Below are 17,352 nucleotides of genomic sequence, written 5' to 3' on the forward strand. Positions count from 1 at the left end.
ATTTCCAAACGACATCACTACGGTGATCCAACGGTCGCAATCGACACCACAGGATATTGAAGTGTTTGCTATCACGGTTGGGTGGGCATTGCAGCTAGATCACTGCCTCACCGGAAGCGGTCGTTGAGATGGAAGGAGTGTAGGTGCGAGATCCCAGGAGAGGGCAGCTTGTCTGCGCTGCACGCGGCGCCACGTCGACCGCCACGCTGGGCGGCCTCGCCGTGCCTGCCCCAGAATCTGACCGGTGGCGACGATGCCACATGTAGCCGGCTATCAGGAGCGTATTCGAGACGTGATGTCGGAGCTTGCCGCCGTGGCAGACGGTGCGGTTCCGGTCGAGCTACGCCTCGCCGCCGTCACCAACGCGACAGTGGCACTTCTTCGTGGAGCAACGAGCGCTGATGTCATGCTCATCAACGGCGAGCGTTACCGCACAATCGGTTCCACCTCCGACGATACGGCGGAGCTGAATACCATCCAGATGCGTTACGGCCAAGGGCCATGCCTGGACGCGGCGTTTGACCACGGGGTCATCCGTGTGACGGACCTATCGGACGAGCCGCAGTGGCCGGAATTCGCCAAAGCTGCGCTGCGCCAGGGTGTACGCAGCGTGATGACCTTTCGCCTATACCGATGCCACAACCGCGGCGGAGCACTCAACGTCTACGGATTCGCGGCGGGTGCATTCAACGTCGATGACGAGGCGCTCGGTGCCGTGCTCGCCGCCCATGCAGCCATCCTGCTGGCGCGATAGCAGCTCACGCTGTTCGTGCTGTCGCAGGCTTCTCGTAGTAGCCGTCATCGTCGAAACGGGGCTGCTGCCAAGCAATTGTCGACATCGGAACCGGGACTGGCCGCTGCGCCGCCGACAGGGAGTTCGCCGTATTGCTGGACCAGGCAAGCGCACCCGGCCCTAGGGCCCTCAACGATCCGGGCTCTACACAAACCGCAATTGCCTGGACCACGCCTGAGCGTAGGTCGGAGAGATGCGGCGATTTCCGACACCGAAAAGCCGTCGCCGGATAGATTCGACCTCGTGGCCCTGTCCCCGGACATCGTCGGCATGACGTACCGATACCCCGACTACTACGAGGTGGGACGCGAGAAGATCCGCGAGTACGCCACCGCCGTCAAGAACGAAGACGGCGCGTACTTCGATGACGATGCCGCGCAGGCGCTGGGCCACGACGCGATCCTGGCGCCACTGACCTTCGTCGCGATCTTCGGTCTACAGGCACAACTCGCCTTCTTCAAGCACCTGAACATCGCGATCACCGACGAGAAGATCGTCCAGGTCGAACAGGGACTCAAACTGTTACAACCGATAAAGGCCGGTGACCGGCTGTACTGCTACATCCGCCTCGACTCATTACGACAGTCCTACGGTGCGGATGTCCTGACAATCAGAAGCCGCATCACCAACCAGCACGGTGACACGGTGCAGGAGGACTACACCGTCCTGGCCGGCCGCTCCGAGGCGGCCGGCTAACTGCGCGCAGCGTTTCTGGCGTGCGACGTGTGACATCCATGAGCAGCGGACCAGGTAAGTAGCTGTCTGTGCAATTGCAGGCGGACGCTGCACACGCAGCGATGAGGTCGAAAGCTTCGGTACACAAGCAAGATCGCAAGCGGAGGTGGACAGCAGCGGTTCGGCGGGATCGGCGGTCGCTCGAAGGGACAGGGCCGTTTCTCGTCGTGGCTCTAGGCTAAAGGAAGCCGGACCAGTCGTCAGACCATCCTGCTTGCAGATGCACGCAGAAATGCTGAAGCGACAGGAGTTATGTAGGTTCCGTGCAATCTTGCCCAACCCCGCGTCCACCACTGGTCGGCCGCCGGACTCAGCTCGGCAACTACGCCTCACCTTTCAGAGGCGCCCTTCGACGAACTGCGCTTCGCCCCCGCCGAACGACCAGTCGGCGCGGGTGTTCTCCACCATCGACACGATGAGGTCCGACGGGGACAACCCGGCGCGAAGTTCGAGTTCGTCAGCCAGCGCGCGGTACGCAGCTTGTTTGTGGCGAAGTGAACGACCCTGCTGGAAGATCTGGATGATCAGGACGTCGTCGGTGCGCTCGTAGCCGAGTCCAGTGTCCTCGACGAGGATTTGGCCCCGCCCGTGCTCCGTGATGAGCTGGTAGCGATCACGGTTGGGCGCCTCAAAGTGCTCCAGCATGACGTCCTGCACGACATCGGCGAGGTGCGCGAGTTGCTCGGCGGTGCGGCGGTTCTCGATGACGTGAAGGTGAACGAGCGTCACGACTACTCCTCAGGGTCACTTGTTCTCGGGGAAGCCGAGGTTGATTCCGCCGTGCGACGGGTCCAGCCAGCGGCTGGTGATGGCTTTCTGGCGGGTGAAGAAGTTGACGCCGTCCATGCCGTGGGCGTGGCTGTCGCCGAACAGGGAGGCTTTCCAGCCGCCGAAGCTGTAGTAGGCCATCGGGACCGGGATGGGGACGTTGATGCCGACCATGCCGACCTCGACTTCGTTCTGGAAGCGTCGGGCGGCGCCGCCGTCGTTGGTGAAGATGGCGGTGCCGTTGCCGTAGGGGTTGGTGTTGATCAGTTCCAGGGCCTCGTCGTAGGTTTCGACGCGCAGGACCGAGAGCACGGGACCGAAGATTTCGTCGGTGTAGACGCTCATCTCGGGGGTGACGTTGTCGAGCAGGGTGGGGCCCAGCCAGAACCCTTCGGCGCCGCCATCGGGGGTGACGTTGCGTCCGTCGACGACGACTTTGGCGCCGTCGGATTCGCCGGCGTCGATGTAGGAGGCCACCTTGTCGAGCTCATGCACACAGTCCCCCCAGAGGGCCACCAACTGAAGMCAGGCGTCAAACAGCGGAATCTGACCATGCTGTCCCTCGGTGGCGTCATCGGCGCCGGTCTGTTCGTGGGGTCAAGCGCGATCATCAGCCAAGCCGGACCGCTGTCCTTCGTGACCTACGCCATCACCGGCCTCATCGTGCTGCTCGTCATGCGGATGCTCGGCGAGATGGCCTCGGCAAAACCGTGCACCGGATCATTCACCGACTACGCCCGGATGGCGTGGGGCGAATGGGCGGGCTTCTCCACGGGGTGACAAGACCCGAATCGTCGCCAACCGCATGCTCAACGCCGTTCTGACGATCAGCGGACTCGCCGACCTGGTCGCCGTCGACATCGTGGACGGCACCTCGGCGTAGGCGTTTCCGTCACGACCCTGCCACAGAGGTGTTCTGTGTGGCGTCGACGTCATCCTCGGACCAATTCCGTCAGGCGGGTGCGTAATTCGTCGCGTCGACTGTCGTCGTCGATGCGTTCAACGATCGCGACCAACACGGCGACGACAGCCAAGGCGCCGGGATCGGTGGTGCCTATCGCCCGTTCCCCGACGTAGCTTGACCGGCCGCGCTTGCCGACCATGGTGCTGGTGGCGACCGCACCGGCCAGCGCGGCTTCCAGTGCGTCGTCGTCGAGCCGGCCCCGTGCGGTGTCGCCGTCCCACCCGGCCGGAACGAGTGCGTCCACCATCGTGCGGTCGCCGACCCGTGCGCCACCCGCCCGGGCGATGGCCTCGACGCCGTCGCGTAACCCTTGCACGACGGCACCGGCACCGGCACCGGCATCGGTGGCGACGGCAGTGGCGATGCGGACCAGGACGAGACCGAACAGCGGCCCGCTGGATCCGCCGACGTCCTCGGAAAAGGCGGTGGCCAGCGATTTCAAATCAGCGGCAAGGTCCGCGTCCGCTCCGGTGCCGCGGCGGACCGCTGCCTGCAGCGCATTGTCGAGGTTGGTCCCGATGTCACCGTCTCCAGCTCGCCGGTCGAGATCATTGAGCGGTTCCCGGATTTCGGCGATGTCATCGGCCAACTGCCGCAGCCACGCCGACGGCTCGCCGGCGGTCGGCTCGTCCACTTCACCGGTGACCGTGGTCGCGGCGAGCACCGGCGACGGTAGCGAGGTGGTCGCGTGCGGAGCACACCAGTCAGTCAGCCACTGCTCGTCGCTCACGGCGGTGACGGTAATCGAAAAGCCGGCCATATCGAGGGCCGAGATGTACGTGCCGGCGACTGCGCTGCGCAGCGTCACATCACGTTCGCCGAGTGCCCGTTCGACCTCCGCCAGCACGTGCAGCAACTCGAGATCACCGGTGCCGCCCAGCCCGTTGACGAGAACCAGAACGCCGTGCTCGTCGACGTCGAGACTGTCGAGCAGTTCGCCGACCATCCGGCTGACAAGCACATCCAGCGGGGGCCGCGGGATCGACTCGCGGGCGGCCTCACCATGGATGCCGACGCCGTATTCCAATGTGCCGGGCGCGACGTCGAATGCCGGACGGTCCGAACCCGGCACGGTGCAGGCGCGCTGGGCCACCGCCAACGAGCGCGACGCCGTCACCACAGCCTGGCCGAGTGCGACGAGATCTTCCAGTGGAAGTCCGCGGTCGGCGGCCGCGCCAAGGATCTTCTCGACGATCACCGTCGCCCCGGTGCCACGCCGTCCGACTTTCTGTCCCTCCGAACCCAGATCGTCATCGACCAGCACCCGGTCCACCGGCACCCCGTCTGCCCGCAGGCGTTCGGCCGCGATCGCGAAGTTCAGCACATCGCCGGTGTAGTTCTTCACGATGTGCACGATGCCGCCGTCGCGGGCGACCTTGGTGCTGGCCGCGTGGATCTGGCGATTGTGCGGTGAGGTGAACACCTCACCGGGGCACACCGCGTCCAGGCCGCCGCGCCCGAGGAAGCCTGCGTGCATCGGTTCGTGGCCGGCACCTCCGCCGCTGACTAGCCCGACCTGCCGGGCCGGCGCCGGATCGAGCGCCCAGGCGTACACCGGGTCGCGCTGCACCCCGATGCGGCTGCCGCCGGTCAGCGCGAGCGCGGCCAGCGCGTGCCGGGACGCCGATGACACGTCGGCGTAGAAGTTGGTCGACACAAGGTGGTCCTTCCGGTCGTTCAGCCACAGATCGACTCGTCACCAGCAGTCAGGCGACCAATCACCATCCGACGGTACCGATCACCGTCGCCCCCAAGGGTCAACTGGATCAGTGCGGGCCCGGCGTCGTACGGGACCCACATCCCTGCCAGACGGTCTGCACCAACCGGTGAACCGCGACGTCGTCCAGTGGCGGCATCCCGAACATCAACCGGTAGTACGGCGGTGACACCAGTGCGTCCACGGCGACCTCGATGTCCACGTCGGCAGGTAACTCCCCTCGGCTGACGGCACCGCGCAGGGTGTCCGCGACGGCTGCGCGACGCGGGGTGATCCACTGGTCGCGCAGTGCGCGCGCGATGGCGGGATCGGACCCCGACGCCGCAATGACGTTGCGCAGCAACGGACCGACCGACGGATCCGCCAGGATACCGAACAGAGCATTGACGTGATGGACGACCGCGCCGATCGATGTGCTGCCCGTCGGGCGCGTGATGGAGTCGCGCACTGAATCGAGCAGACCCTCCAACACGATTGCCGCCGCCGACGGCCACCACTTGTAAATCGTCGTGCGGCTCACTTCCGCCCGCTTGGCGATGGCGTCGATCGTCGCCACCGCGGGACCACCTGCCAATGCCAACTCCGCGGCGGCTGTCAGGACTGCGTGGCGGGCGGCTTCACTGCGTGGTCGGCCCCTCTGCGCGCCGCCGGGCGCCGTGTTACCACCGGAAGCCATTCTCTCAGCCTATTGCCCGCTTGGATCCGGTGACCGCGATGACCAGACATAGCGCGGCGGCGACTGCCCCGCAGCCGAACATCACCGGATAGCTCAGCGAGCGCGACAGGAATGCCAGGACCGCGGGGACCGCGAACCCGAGATAGCTCAGGCAGTAGAACACCGCGGTCAGGCCCGCCAGGTCGTCAGGTCCCGCGATGCGCTGAATCTCCTGCAGACCGGCGAGCAGAGCCAATCCGTATCCGGCGCCGAGCACGGCGGCCGCGACGACCGCCGCCCACATCGTCAATACCGTGGCAGCCCACCCGGCCAGCCCCATACCCACGATGACCAGTCCCAGCGCAGCGACCACGCCGCCGGTGCGGCTGGCCGTGACCAGGTTGCGGCCCACATGCTGAACCGTGAATCCCACACCCAGAGCGACGACGCACAGCAGAGCAGAGAACGCGATGGGTGCTGCGGCGGCACGTTCTGACATCAGCGCGGGAAGCACCGCGTACGCCGAGGCACCTGCACCGAAGACCCACGGGGCGACCGGCACGACTACGAACAGGAAGCGTCGGTGCGAAGCGCCCTGTACAACAAGGTCGGTCCACCATGGGCGGTCCGAGGCGCTGCGGATACGCGACTCGGGAGCTCCCAGAAGAAGCACCGCTGCGGCCAGCGCCATCACCGCGTTGATCGCGTAGGGCAGCACTGTAGGCGCGGGGCCCCACTCGGCGAGCGCGCCCGCGACACCGGCGCCGGCACCGAAACCCGCTGTGAGGCTCATGGCGGCGCGCCGGGCGCCGGCGTTCCCGTGCCCCCATGGAGCACTCGACAGTTCCTTGATCCAACTGCCGCCGACGGCCATCGCCAGACCCAGCGCCAGGCCGCTGCACACCCGGCCCACACCGAGCGTCACGGCGGAATCCGCACCACCCGCCAAGATCAGCGAGCCCACCGCAGCGAGCACCGGTGCAGGAAGCATCAGCGGGCGACGCCCGAAGCGATCCGACAATGGTCCACCTACGAGCAGAGCGGGGACGATGCCGAGGACATACGCGAATAGAAGTAGATCGACGGTGACCGCGGAGAAGCCGCCATGGGCGCGGTACATCACCAGCAGCGGAGTGAATTCGTTACCGCCCCACGCGATCGCGAACGTCGCCGACGCGACGGCCAGCCAGTGCCGGGCGCTACCTGAGCCGACGGGTTCGGCTGCGGCCTCCTTGGCGGGTGCGGTCATCGCACGATCCGATATTTACTGAACATGCTGTCCACTATATATCCGATGCTTTCGGAGTGCGACATCGGCGGCGTCAATGACGCGAAATATCTTCTGCCCCTTTGGTTTCACCAGTCCCACTGCGGCCGTTTTTGTCGGTGGTAGCACGTATGTTCGAAACATGACATCGGATCTGGCCGCCGCGGTCGCCGCCTACACCGCGAGTGTGGACGCGCTGCTGGCCGCCGATGTCGATGCCTGCTCCCACCGCGACCTGCTCACCGCGTTCGCCGACGTCGAGACCACCACCCACCGAGTCCCGATGCTCGGATACGCGATCCTGGCCCGCCTGCAGCGCGAAGCCAGTCCCGCCGAGTTGGGGGCGACCTCCTGGACGAAACTGCTCACCCTGCGCAGCCGGATGAGCAAGGGCCGCGCCCACAAACTCCTCACTCGCGCCACCCAACTGGCGCCGCGGCGAACACTGCAGGGCCAAGACATGGCGCCCGCATGGGAACACACCGCCGCCGCACTGTTGCGCGGCGCGTTCGGCGAGGAACACCTCGAGGTGATCCGCAAGTTCTTCAATGCATTGCCCGCCACCGTCGACCCGATCACCCGCTGCCAAACCGAGCAGTCACTGGTCACAGCCGCCGCCGACCTGGACCCGCACTCGTTGGCCGTCCTGGCGATCCACCTGCTGGCCCTGCTGCACCCCGACGGCGAGGAACCCGCCGACGCCGCCGCACGCAAAGCCGGCCTGCACCTGGGCTCTCAACAACCCGACGGCCTGAGCTACCTGTCGGGATGGGTCACCCCGAAACTGCGCGCCATGATCGAACCCATTCTCGCCAAATTCTCCGAGCGCGGCCGCCACCCCGCACGCGAGCCCGACCCCACAGAAGCGCAACCGCCACTGTGCGACGAACCCGAACCCCAATCCGAACCCGAACCGGCATCCGCGCCCGAACGCCCTGCCAGCGAGGACAATTCGTCTCCTCCGCAACACGAGGACCCGACCGCGCCGCCGCTCACCCCGCTACCGGATCCCCAATGGCGCACCAAGGCCCACTACCTCCACGACGCCGTGGAAGCCGCCTTCGACCTGCTGCTGCGCTCCCAGACCCTGGGCCGACTCAACGGACTACCCACCACCGTGGTGATCACCACCACCCTGCGAGAACTCCACGCCGGCGCCGGATACGCCGTCACCGGCGGCGGCTCCCTGCTCCCCATGCGGGATCTGATCACGATGGCCGCCGCCGGGGCCTACCACTACCTCGCCGTCTTCGACGGCCACACCTCCATGGCCCTGCACCTCGGCCGCGCCCAACGCTGCGCCACCGGAGCCCAGAAACTCGCGCTGTTCGGCCGCGAACGCGGCTGCACCTGCCCCGGCTGCGACGCCGCGTTCTACGACACCCAGGCCCACCACGGCCACGCAGACTGGAAACACGGCGGACAGACCAACATCGACGATCTCACCTTGGCCTGCGGCCCCGCAAACCAGATGATCGAAGACACCGGCTGGAGCACCCGACGCCGACCCGACGGCCGCTTCGAATGGATCGACCCCACCACCGGCCGAGCCCACCTCAACAACATGCACCACCCCGAACGCCTCCTCGCACCCCGAGAAGACGATCCCCCTCCCTAGAAGTAGGCGCGACCCACGCAACGCACCGGGGTACCAACTCGGATCGTCTACCGGGGTGCTTGCCATCGTTTCCGGACCGCGGCTATGGCCCGCCCGGCGATTCGATGGGGCTGACCATTCGCCAGGTCGATGATCGAGTCCGCGACCGCCCAGGACATCTTGCCATCGCTCATCGACACCATTTGTGCAACGCTCTGGTATGCGGCCATGCCGACGAACATCGCCACCTCGCGGTCATTGGTGGCCGCCTTCCTGGCCTGTTTGGCGACAACGCGGTTGAGCAGCCGCCCCACCTGTGAGGCGCCGAGTTCCTGCAGGGTCGACTGGCGCGTGAAGTGCGGACGCAATGGCGGGGGCACCGCAGCCGCCGGCGCGGGCGCCGGGGCGGGCACCAACTGGGTCCCGACCGCGGGAAGGTCTGAATAGCCGACGATGCCGGGCCGCGCGGCGACGACGGCCGGAATAGCGTTGACGACCGGCATGGCCGTGATCACCGAACCGATTCCGACCATCTCGTCCATCGTCATCGAGCCGAACTCCGGCAGCACTCCGGCTCGCAGGGTGACGTTCGGATGGCCGCGGATCTCGATCTCGTAGGCCATCGCGATGTTCCAAGCCGGGGTGAGGTCGGGGGTGATCGTCCACTTGACGGCGGTCTCCACGACATCCAACCCACCGACCGAGCCGATCCAGCGTGCGTAGATGCCGGCAACGGTGCCTGTGCGAACATCACGTCCTGGGATATCGAGATCTTTTGCTGCGTAGGCGAACTCGACATCGCACCGAATGCCGTCGAGGGCTAGGCCAAGCAGTTCGGCCAGCGCCTCGCAGGTGTCGCCGAACGGGATGGTGGCATGCTCGATGTCCGCTTCGTGGTTCGCGTCACCCGCCGGACGCCCCCAGCCCAGCTCGTCCTGGTTCGCGTCCCCGGCCCAGGGCCCGATGTCGAAAGACTCCAGAATGCTCACGTAGTTGGCGGTACGGCACACGTTGGTCGCGATCGACGCCAAATACTGCACGTAGCCCGGGTTCACGCCACTTCCGAACATACTGACACCACCTTCGACGGCGGCGGCTTCGATCCGCGCACGAGCCTCCTCCCCATACGCACGGCCGGTCATGAAGTGTGCAGTCGTCGCGACATTGATGCCCGCACGAAGCAGCGTCTCCAAATGGTCGATGTCGGGATGCAACGGCATATAGACAACGCAGTCTGGCTTCAGCGCAAGAATGTCGCCGATGTTATTGGTCGCCGCGACACCGAGTCTGCGGTCGAGCCCGCACAGCTCGCCGAGGTCCTTACCTACCTTGTCAGCGCTGTAGGCGAATACGCCGACCAGTTCCAGCCCGGGGCGTTCGAGAATGCCCTTGACCGCCTCACGCGAGATGTTTCCGGTGGTCCACTGCACCAGGCGAATCGGGGCGTCTGTCACGGAGCACTCCAGGGTATAGCGCGGAGGAGATCAGGAAGGGCGGCATGGCCACCGCAGGTGGCACGTAACACGGAGCCTACATTCACCCTCTTCGGCACATAGCCCTTTACACAGGACGCATTCTCTGTAAACATTTCGCCAAGTACATTCACTGGACATACCGTCCAGCGAGATGGATGGAGCGACGACGATGTCACTGGGTCCCCCACCTGCGGTCTACGACGCCGCCTGGGTGCGCGCCAAGTACGCAGCTGAGCGCGACAAGCGCCTGCGCACCGACGGCGTCGACCAGTTCGTCGAGGTCACTGCGGATTTCTCGCACTACGCCGACGACCCGTACACCGAGCGCACCGAACGCGAACCCGTCCGCGATCACACCCAGGTCCTGATCATCGGCGGCGGGCTGGGCAGCCTGATCGCCGCAGCCCGGCTACAGGAGGCCGGGATCACCGACATCCGGGTCGTGGACACCGCGGGCGATTTCGGCGGCACCTGGTACTGGAACCGTTACCCCGGCGCCCAATGCGACATCGAGTCCTACATCTACCTGCCACTGCTCGAAGAGCTGAATTACGTCCCCACCGAGCGTTACGCCCACGGCCCGGAAATCCGGGAACACCTTCAGGCCATCGCCCGCCACTGCGGCCTGTACCGAAACACCCTGCTGCAGACCACCGTCACCGCCATGACATGGAACGAGGCGGCCAAACACTGGGAGATCAGCACCGACCGCGGAGACCGACTGACTGCGAACCTGGTCGCCGTCTCCCCCGGATCCCTGACCCGGCCGAAGCTTCCGGGCATCCCCGGCATCAACGAGTTCCGCGGGCACACCTTCCACACCAGCCGCTGGGACTACGACTACACCGGCGGCGACGAGTCCGGCAGCCTGACCAAGCTGCGAGACAAGAAGGTCGGCGTCATCGGCACCGGCGCCACCGGCCTGCAGTGCATCCCGCACCTCGGCCGGGAAGCCCAGCAGCTCTACGTCTTTCAGCGCACTCCCAGCACTGTGGCCGAACGCAACAACCGCCCCACCGACCCGTCCTTTGCGACGACCCTCGAACCGGGTTGGCAGCTCAAGCGGATGGAGAACTTCACCCGGGTCACCTGCGGTGTCGAGATGGACCTCGATCTCACCGATGATGGCTGGACCCGCAACGCGCTGGCTCTGACCGAGCCGGCCGTCATCCGCGAAACCCAGAGACTCGGCCGGGAGATGACCCCCGACGAGATCACCGAATTCCTGTATCACGCCGACTGGGAGGCGATGGAACGTCTACGCGGACGCATCGCCCGCGTGGTGACCGATGAGCAGACCGCCGAAGCGCTCAAACCCTGGTTCAAGCTGAACTGCAAACGCCCCGGCTACCACGACGAATACCTCAGGACGTTCAACCGGGACAACGTCACGCTGGTCGACACCGACGGCCGGGGCGTCGAACGGTTCACCGAGACCGCCGCCGTCGTCGCCGGTGTGCACTATGAACTCGACGCGTTGATCTTCGCCACCGGATTCGAGGTCGGCACCGAATTCACCCGTCGCCTCGGCTTCGAGATCACCGGCCGCGACCAGGTGCGCCTCAGCGACAAATGGGCCAAGGGCATGCGCACCTTCCACGGCCTGCAATCCCACGGCTTCCCGAACTGTTTCTTCCTGGGCTACACCCAATCCGGGGTCTCCCCCAACTACACCCACACCGCCGAGGAACGCGCCCGCCACTTCACCTACCTGGTCAGCACCTGGGCGCAACGCGGCGCCGCCACCATCGAGGCCACCCGCGACGCCGAGGAAGACTGGCTCTCGGCGATGAACGAGGCCTCGGAGAAACCCAAGGCGTTCTACGCGGACTGCACGCCGAGCTACCTGAGTTCTGAAGGCGAGAAGGATAATCCGCACAGCATGCTGTCCAACAACTTCGGTGGCAAACCCACCGACTTCTTCGACATGCTCAGCGCTTGGCGCGCCGATGGCCGCCTGGAGGGGGTGACGATCATATGACCACTGCCACCAAGAAACTCACCATGCGCGACCGCCACCGCATCATGACCCGCGACCACATCATGACCTCCGCCCTGGAGGCGTTCGCCGAACGCGGTTACGTCACCACCACCATCGACCACATCGTGCAGCGCGCCGGCATCGGGCGGGCGACGTTCTACCTGCACTTCGACAGCAAGGCCGCCGTGCTGCGCGAACTGCGCAACACCCGGATGACGGTGTGGACCGACCGCGATCACCCGCGCGGCGGCAAATCGGGCCGCCCCACGGTGCGCTCCTTCTTCGAGAAGGTCGTCGATTTCTACACCTCGGCGCCCGAGCTGTACACCGCACTGCACCAGGCGCGTGCCGCCGACCCGGAGTTCGCCGCCGCACACCGCGCCACCATGGAAGCCAACGTCAATGACTGGGTACAAACCGATGCCATGCCCGGCGCCACCGAAGCCCAACTGCGACTGGCCATTGCGATGATGTACACGATGGTCGACTCTTTCATGCATCTGTGGTTGGTCGACGGCTGGCCGCTGGACCGCGACGCCGCCATCGAGGCGATGACCGACGCGCTGTACTCCACCATGCGCTGACCGCGCGCCTTGCACTCACCGATAGGAGCCAGTCGATGGCCGAAAAGCGTTATCTGCATTTGAATCTGGTCGCCAATGACATCAATCTGCACCAGGGCGCCTACAAGTACGAACAGGCGCACGGCGTACCCGAGCGCGGCACCTTCGAGCGGCTGATCGAGTACGGCAGGTTCGGCGACGAGGGCTTGTTCACCGCCTTGTTCGTCGGCGACATCCCGGGCCTCAACGGGTCTCCGGCCTTCGACGGCGGGCCCGCCGAACCCATCACCGCGCTGACCGCCATCTCCCAGCACACCAAACACGTCGGCCTGATCGCCACCGCGTCGACCACGTTCTACGACCCTTACAACCTGGCCCGGCTGCTGGCCTCCCTCGACCAGGCGTCGGACGGCCGCGCCGGGTACAACGCCGTCACCTCGGTCATCGACCAGTTCGCGCTGAACTACAGCCTGAAACAGCATCTGGATCGCGAGGCCCGCTACGCGCGCGCCGACGAGTTCCTGGATGTCATGCGGGCGTTGTGGGACAACCGATCCCTGCGCCGCGATCCCGACGGGCTGACCCGGTTCTACGCCGAGCCGATCAACCACCAGGGCAACCTGTTCGAGGTCACCGGCCCGCTCAACATCGCGCCCAGCCGGCAGGGCCGCCCGCTGATCGCGCAGGCCGGCGGGTCGGGTGCCGGAATCAGGGTCGCCGCCAAGCACGCCGAGATGGTGTTCACCAACTCCTCCACCCGCGAGAGTGCCGCCGAATACCGCGAGACGCTGGACAAGGCGCTCGTCGAGCAGGGCCGCACCCCCGGTTCGGTGCCGCCCATCCCGGGCCTGATCCCCTACCTCGGCAAGACCACCAAGGAGGCCGAGGAGAAGCTGGCGGAGCTCGACAGCTACGTCAATTGGGAGCCGATCGCACCATTCGCGTTGGGACAGTTCGGACTCGAATTCACCTACGGCGATATCAACGACCCGTTCCCCGTCCACGAACTCCCCCGCCCGGCCGACGTCGAGAAGACGATCAAGAGCACGTTCGGCAACTATGTCGGTCTGTACAACTGGATCCAGGAGCGCCCCGGCGTGACGGTGCGCGAGGTCGTCGCGCAGGCCGTCGGCCGTGGCGGCGCCACGCACCGCAAGTTCGTCGGCACCTACGACGCACTCGTCGACGACTTCGCGGCCTGGCATGAGGACGGCAACGTCGGCGGCTTCAACCTGATGTTCTCGGCGGGTTCGGCGGCCATCCGCGAGTTCATCGACGAAGTGGTGCCCCGGCTCGTCGACCGCGGCATCTACCGCCCCACTCCTGCGGACCGCCCACTGCGGGAACGGTTCTGACGCAGGCTATATGAGCGTGGAGGATCCCAGCCGCTGCTGGGCGAAGCGTGCCAGTACCGCGTCGGGGATCGGGATGCTGCCGCTGGCCATCTCAACCGGCACGGGTGGCAGCGCGCCGTGCACGTCGTGGTGCAGGCTCTCCATCTCGTCATCCAGTCGCGCCGCGGTGGTCGCGGCCTCCTCCAGGCTGCGCGCGATGTGCGGAGGGACCTCACCGGCGTATTTGTAGAAGATCTTGTGCTCAAGGCTGGCCCAGAAGTCCATCGCCACGGTGCGGACCTGGACCTCGACAGGGACCTTGACCACGCCGCTGGACAGGAAGACGGGCACCTCGACGATCAGGTGCAGACTCCGATAGCCGTTTGGTTTGGGCTCGGCCACATAGTCTTTCAGCTGCAGCACGGTGAGATCGTCCTGCCGGGTGAGCGCGTCGGAGATCAGGTAGACGTCCGAGGTGAACGAGCAGGTGACCCGGACACCGGCGATGTCGGTGATCTTGGCGCGAATCTCCTCGAAACGGGGTTCGCACTGCTTGCGGGCAATTTTGTCGAGCACACTCTCGGGCGTCTTGAGCCGGCTGGTCACATGCTCGATCGGGTTGTACTTCTGCAGATGCTTGAACTCCTGCTGCAGGATGGAGACCTTGGTGGTCACCTCGTCCATGCCGAACTTGTAGGCGAACATGAATCGGGAGAACTCTTCGCGCAGCACCTGGAACTCCTCGAGCAGAGCATCAGGTACGGCATCGAGAGAGGAATTCATACCTCCAGGATGCCTGATCAAGAAAACTCCGCAGAAATCGCGCGTTCGGGCGGGTCGAACTAGCCGAACTCGGCGGGGGCGCCGACTGCGCCGCCGCAGTGATCACAGACCATGTGGACGGCCAGTGGCTGCCCACAGTCATGGGTGGTCGACGTGTACGGGGCGTCGGGCGCCCATTTATTGCCCCATATCGTCAGCGCGGTCAATACCGGCGCGAGCTCGCTTCCGGCCTCGGTCAGGTGATACTCGTACCGCGGTGGGCGCTCGCTGTACTGGCGGCGCTCGAGGACGCCGGCGTCGACAAGCTTGTGCAACCGATCCGTGAGGATATCCCGCGACGCGCCGGTGTACTTGGCGATCTGATCGAAACGATGAGTGCCGTAGCTGATTTCGCGCACAGCCAGCAAGCTCCAGCGCTCCCCCAGGATATCCAGCGACGCCGCAATCGGGCAGGCCCGTGGCGTCGGGATCCGCGGCTGCGGCGACCTTGTGGGTGACATCGGCCTCGGCGCCTTCCGTCAGATGAGTGAGTTGACTTCTCCAACCTACACCTCGGCAGTTCACGGAAATTGTCGGTTGCGATTTCCAACCAACTATGCCTAAGCTCCAGTCGGTTGGATATTCCAACCTTCAAAACGACTTCAGGAGCAACCGATGCTAACCGCTTTCGCACAGTGTGAACCGACCCCCACGACGGTGTTGGACGTGAACCGGTGAGCCCCGACGTCTACCTGATTTCCGGGGCCACTGGAAAGACAGGCTCACGCACCGTGGAACTCCTTCGCGCGCAGGGCGCGTCGGTGCGGGCGCTCGTCCATAGCCGTGACGAGCGATCCGAGCAGCTGAGCCTGCTCGGCGCCGAGGTCATCGCGGCCGATCTCTTGGACTTCGGCGCGGTGAGCTCCGCGATGGCCGGGGTCTCCGCCGCCTATTTCTGCTACCCGATCGACCCGGGCGGACTATTGGAGGCCACCGCGATCTTCGCTCAGGCCGCCGCCGAGGCCGGCGTGCGTTCGGTGGTCAACATGTCCCAGATCTCGGCCCGGCGTGAGGCCAAAAGTCATGCCGCCCAGCAGCACTGGCTGAGTGAGCGGATGTGGGATCGCAACGCACTGATCACCACCCATCTGAGGCCGACGTTCTTCGCCGACTGGCTGCTCTGGCAGTGGTCACGCCGCGACGACCAGGGAACRCTGCGCCTTCCGTTCGCCGACGGACGTCACGCACCGATCACCAGCGCCGACCAGGCCCGGGTCATCGCGGCGATCCTGACCAATCCAGCACCTCACGACCGCCAGATCTACCCGCTGCGCGGACCGGTGGATCTGAACCATGCCCAGATCGCCGAGAAGATGGCACAGACCTTGGGCTTTCCGGTGCGCTACGAGCCGGTCGACATCGCGGATTTCGGGCGGGCATTGACGGCACAAGGCGCGACACCCTTCCTCATCCAGCATCTGAGCAACGTGGCCCAGGACTACCGCGACGGCATCTTCGCCGGCACCGACAATCTCGTCGAGGTGATCACCGGAACTCCCGCAGTGACCGTCGAGGAGTTCACCGCCGCCAATCGCGCCGCATTCGAGCTTCCCGGCCAGGAAGCGTCCTGGGAGACGGTGCGGGCCGAGAATTAGGGAATTCTCGGGGTCGGGAAAACTCTGCGAAAAGCGTGCGTTCGAGCGGGTAGAAGGGCAGCCCGCACCTTCGTCGACACGACGATCAGGAGAACACCATGAGCGTGGACAGCGTTGCAGATCTGGGTAGGACAGGGCTCGACGAGCTGGTGCCGTCGCGCTACGCGTTGCAGGTAGGCGATATCGATGTACTGGTGATCAGCGACGGCGTGCTGCCGATCACCGCCTCGACGATGGCCACCAACGCCGAGCCCGCCGAATACTCGGCCTGGCTCAAGGACATGTTCCTGCCCCCGGAGATCCTGGACTGGCCGCTGAACGTGGCCGTGGTGCGCAGCGGCGGCAAGACCATCCTCATCGACTCCGGTCTGGGCACGGAATTCCCGGACTTCCCGCGCGCCGGGCAGCTGAGCATGCGCCTGGTGGCCGCCGGGATCGAGCCATCCTCGGTGACCGATGTGGTGCTGACCCACCTGCACATGGATCACATCGGCGGACTGCTCGTCGACGGGCTGCGTAACAAGCTGCGCGCCGACCTGCGGGTGCACGTCGCCACCGCCGAGGCCGAGTTCTGGGCGGCTCCCGACTTCACCCGCACCGTCATGCCGGCGGCGATCCCGCCGGTGTTGCGGCAGACCGCCGCGCAGTTCCTCGACCTCTACCGCGGCCAGCTGCGGACCTTCGAGAACGAGTACGAGGTGGCGCCCGGTGTGCTGCTGCGCCGCACCGGTGGCCACACCCCCGGGCACAGCATCGTGCGCATCGAGTCACGCGGCGAGGCGTTGACCTTCGCCGGTGACGCGGTGTTCCAGCCCGGGTTCGACAACCCCGAATGGCAGAACGGTTTCGAACACGATCCCGAGGAGTCGACACGGGTCCGGATCAAGTTGCTCACCGAGCTGGCCGCCTCCCGCGAGCAGCTGGTGGCCACCCACCTGCCGTTCCCCTCGGTATGCCACGTCGCGGTCGCCGGCGGCGGCTTCCGGTTCATCCCGGCCACCTGGGACTACTGACCGACTCGTGTGGCACCGGACCTTGACCGGTCCGGTGCCACACGAAGTTCATCTGCTGTTCACCCACGCCGGT

Annotated in this window: 15 protein-coding genes and 2 pseudogenes; 9 read left to right on the forward strand and 8 right to left on the reverse strand. The window is 65.8% G+C overall.

The window, feature by feature from the left end:
• The first annotated feature begins 253 nt into the window (after positions 1-253).
• Together AC1DTF_RS09680 and hadA are read left to right on the forward strand one after the other, a co-directional pair.
• Positions 254-754, forward strand: a complete 501-nt coding sequence (locus AC1DTF_RS09680; RefSeq protein ID WP_477473944.1) for a GAF domain-containing protein — start codon at positions 254-256, stop codon at positions 752-754.
• Between the two features lie 282 nt (positions 755-1,036).
• On the forward strand, positions 1,037-1,489 hold the full coding sequence (gene hadA, locus AC1DTF_RS09685; protein WP_477473913.1) for a (3R)-hydroxyacyl-ACP dehydratase subunit HadA: 453 nt from the start codon (positions 1,037-1,039) through the stop codon (positions 1,487-1,489).
• Between the two features lie 375 nt (positions 1,490-1,864).
• On the opposite strand, the gene AC1DTF_RS09690 is transcribed toward hadA, so the two are convergent.
• Together AC1DTF_RS09690 and AC1DTF_RS09695 are read right to left on the reverse strand one after the other, a co-directional pair.
• Entirely contained in the window at positions 1,865-2,257 is a 393-nt protein-coding gene (locus AC1DTF_RS09690; RefSeq protein WP_477473914.1) for a tautomerase family protein, read from the reverse strand.
• A gap of 15 nt (positions 2,258-2,272) precedes the next feature.
• Positions 2,273-2,779 (reverse strand): annotated as a pseudogene (locus AC1DTF_RS09695) (aldehyde dehydrogenase family protein); the annotation flags it as partial.
• 6 nt (positions 2,780-2,785) lie between these two features.
• Here AC1DTF_RS09695 and AC1DTF_RS09700 point away from each other — a divergent pair.
• Positions 2,786-3,073 (forward strand): annotated as a pseudogene (locus AC1DTF_RS09700) (amino acid permease); the annotation flags it as partial.
• A gap of 155 nt (positions 3,074-3,228) precedes the next feature.
• On the opposite strand, the gene AC1DTF_RS09705 reads toward AC1DTF_RS09700, so the two are convergent.
• The 3 genes from AC1DTF_RS09705 to AC1DTF_RS09715 all read right to left on the reverse strand — a co-directional run bounded on the left by AC1DTF_RS09705 (position 3,229) and on the right by AC1DTF_RS09715 (position 6,881).
• Entirely contained in the window at positions 3,229-4,917 is a 1,689-nt protein-coding gene (locus AC1DTF_RS09705; RefSeq protein WP_477473915.1) for a dihydroxyacetone kinase subunit DhaK, read from the reverse strand.
• Positions 4,918-5,026: 109 nt separating this feature from the next.
• Positions 5,027-5,653 carry a TetR/AcrR family transcriptional regulator gene (locus AC1DTF_RS09710; protein ID WP_057167725.1) on the reverse strand — a complete coding sequence of 209 codons (627 nt, stop codon included), beginning with the start codon at positions 5,651-5,653 and terminating at the stop codon, positions 5,027-5,029.
• 4 nt (positions 5,654-5,657) lie between these two features.
• A complete protein-coding gene (locus AC1DTF_RS09715) occupies positions 5,658-6,881 on the reverse strand; it encodes an MFS transporter (protein WP_477473916.1) in 1,224 nt (407 codons plus the stop codon).
• Positions 6,882-7,041: 160 nt separating this feature from the next.
• Between AC1DTF_RS09715 and AC1DTF_RS09720 the strand changes: the two genes are divergently transcribed.
• Entirely contained in the window at positions 7,042-8,517 is a 1,476-nt protein-coding gene (locus AC1DTF_RS09720; RefSeq protein ID WP_477473917.1) for an HNH endonuclease signature motif containing protein, read from the forward strand.
• A 47-nt stretch (positions 8,518-8,564) separates the two neighbouring features.
• Here the strand turns inward: AC1DTF_RS09720 and AC1DTF_RS09725 are convergent, their stop codons facing one another.
• Positions 8,565-9,950, reverse strand: a complete 1,386-nt coding sequence (locus AC1DTF_RS09725; protein WP_477473918.1) for an NAD(P)H-dependent amine dehydrogenase family protein — start codon at positions 9,948-9,950, stop codon at positions 8,565-8,567.
• Between the two features lie 190 nt (positions 9,951-10,140).
• Here AC1DTF_RS09725 and AC1DTF_RS09730 point away from each other — a divergent pair, with 190 nt between their 5' ends.
• From AC1DTF_RS09730 to AC1DTF_RS09740, 3 genes are read left to right on the forward strand one after another with little or no spacing between them, the layout of a single operon-like run.
• A complete protein-coding gene (locus AC1DTF_RS09730) occupies positions 10,141-11,952 on the forward strand; it encodes a flavin-containing monooxygenase (protein ID WP_477473919.1) in 1,812 nt (603 codons plus the stop codon).
• Positions 11,949-12,536: a TetR/AcrR family transcriptional regulator gene (locus AC1DTF_RS09735; protein ID WP_477473920.1), complete on the forward strand. Its 588-nt coding sequence runs from the start codon at positions 11,949-11,951 to the stop codon at positions 12,534-12,536. Before AC1DTF_RS09730 ends, AC1DTF_RS09735 begins: the two co-directional genes overlap by 4 nt.
• Positions 12,537-12,571: 35 nt before the next feature.
• On the forward strand, positions 12,572-13,870 hold the full coding sequence (locus tag AC1DTF_RS09740) for an NtaA/DmoA family FMN-dependent monooxygenase (RefSeq protein ID WP_477473921.1): 1,299 nt from the start codon (positions 12,572-12,574) through the stop codon (positions 13,868-13,870).
• A gap of 6 nt (positions 13,871-13,876) precedes the next feature.
• On the opposite strand, the gene AC1DTF_RS09745 is transcribed toward AC1DTF_RS09740, so the two are convergent.
• Together AC1DTF_RS09745 and AC1DTF_RS09750 are read right to left on the reverse strand one after the other, a co-directional pair.
• The gene (locus tag AC1DTF_RS09745) at positions 13,877-14,632 is read right to left on the reverse strand and encodes a GTP pyrophosphokinase (protein WP_477473922.1); all 756 of its coding nucleotides are present in this window, start codon (positions 14,630-14,632) and stop codon (positions 13,877-13,879) included.
• 59 nt (positions 14,633-14,691) lie between these two features.
• Positions 14,692-15,132 (reverse strand): winged helix-turn-helix transcriptional regulator, encoded by a 441-nt coding sequence (locus tag AC1DTF_RS09750; RefSeq protein WP_477473923.1) that lies wholly within the window; start codon positions 15,130-15,132, stop codon positions 14,692-14,694.
• Positions 15,133-15,345: 213 nt separating this feature from the next.
• On the opposite strand from AC1DTF_RS09750, the gene AC1DTF_RS09755 reads away from it, so the two are divergent.
• Entirely contained in the window at positions 15,346-16,266 is a 921-nt protein-coding gene (locus AC1DTF_RS09755) for an NmrA family NAD(P)-binding protein (protein ID WP_477473924.1), read from the forward strand.
• A gap of 98 nt (positions 16,267-16,364) precedes the next feature.
• A complete protein-coding gene (locus AC1DTF_RS09760) occupies positions 16,365-17,279 on the forward strand; it encodes an MBL fold metallo-hydrolase (protein WP_057168184.1) in 915 nt (304 codons plus the stop codon).
• Positions 17,280-17,352 lie beyond the last annotated feature (73 nt).

The organism is Mycobacterium sp. P4_H6 (assembly GCF_056400845.1).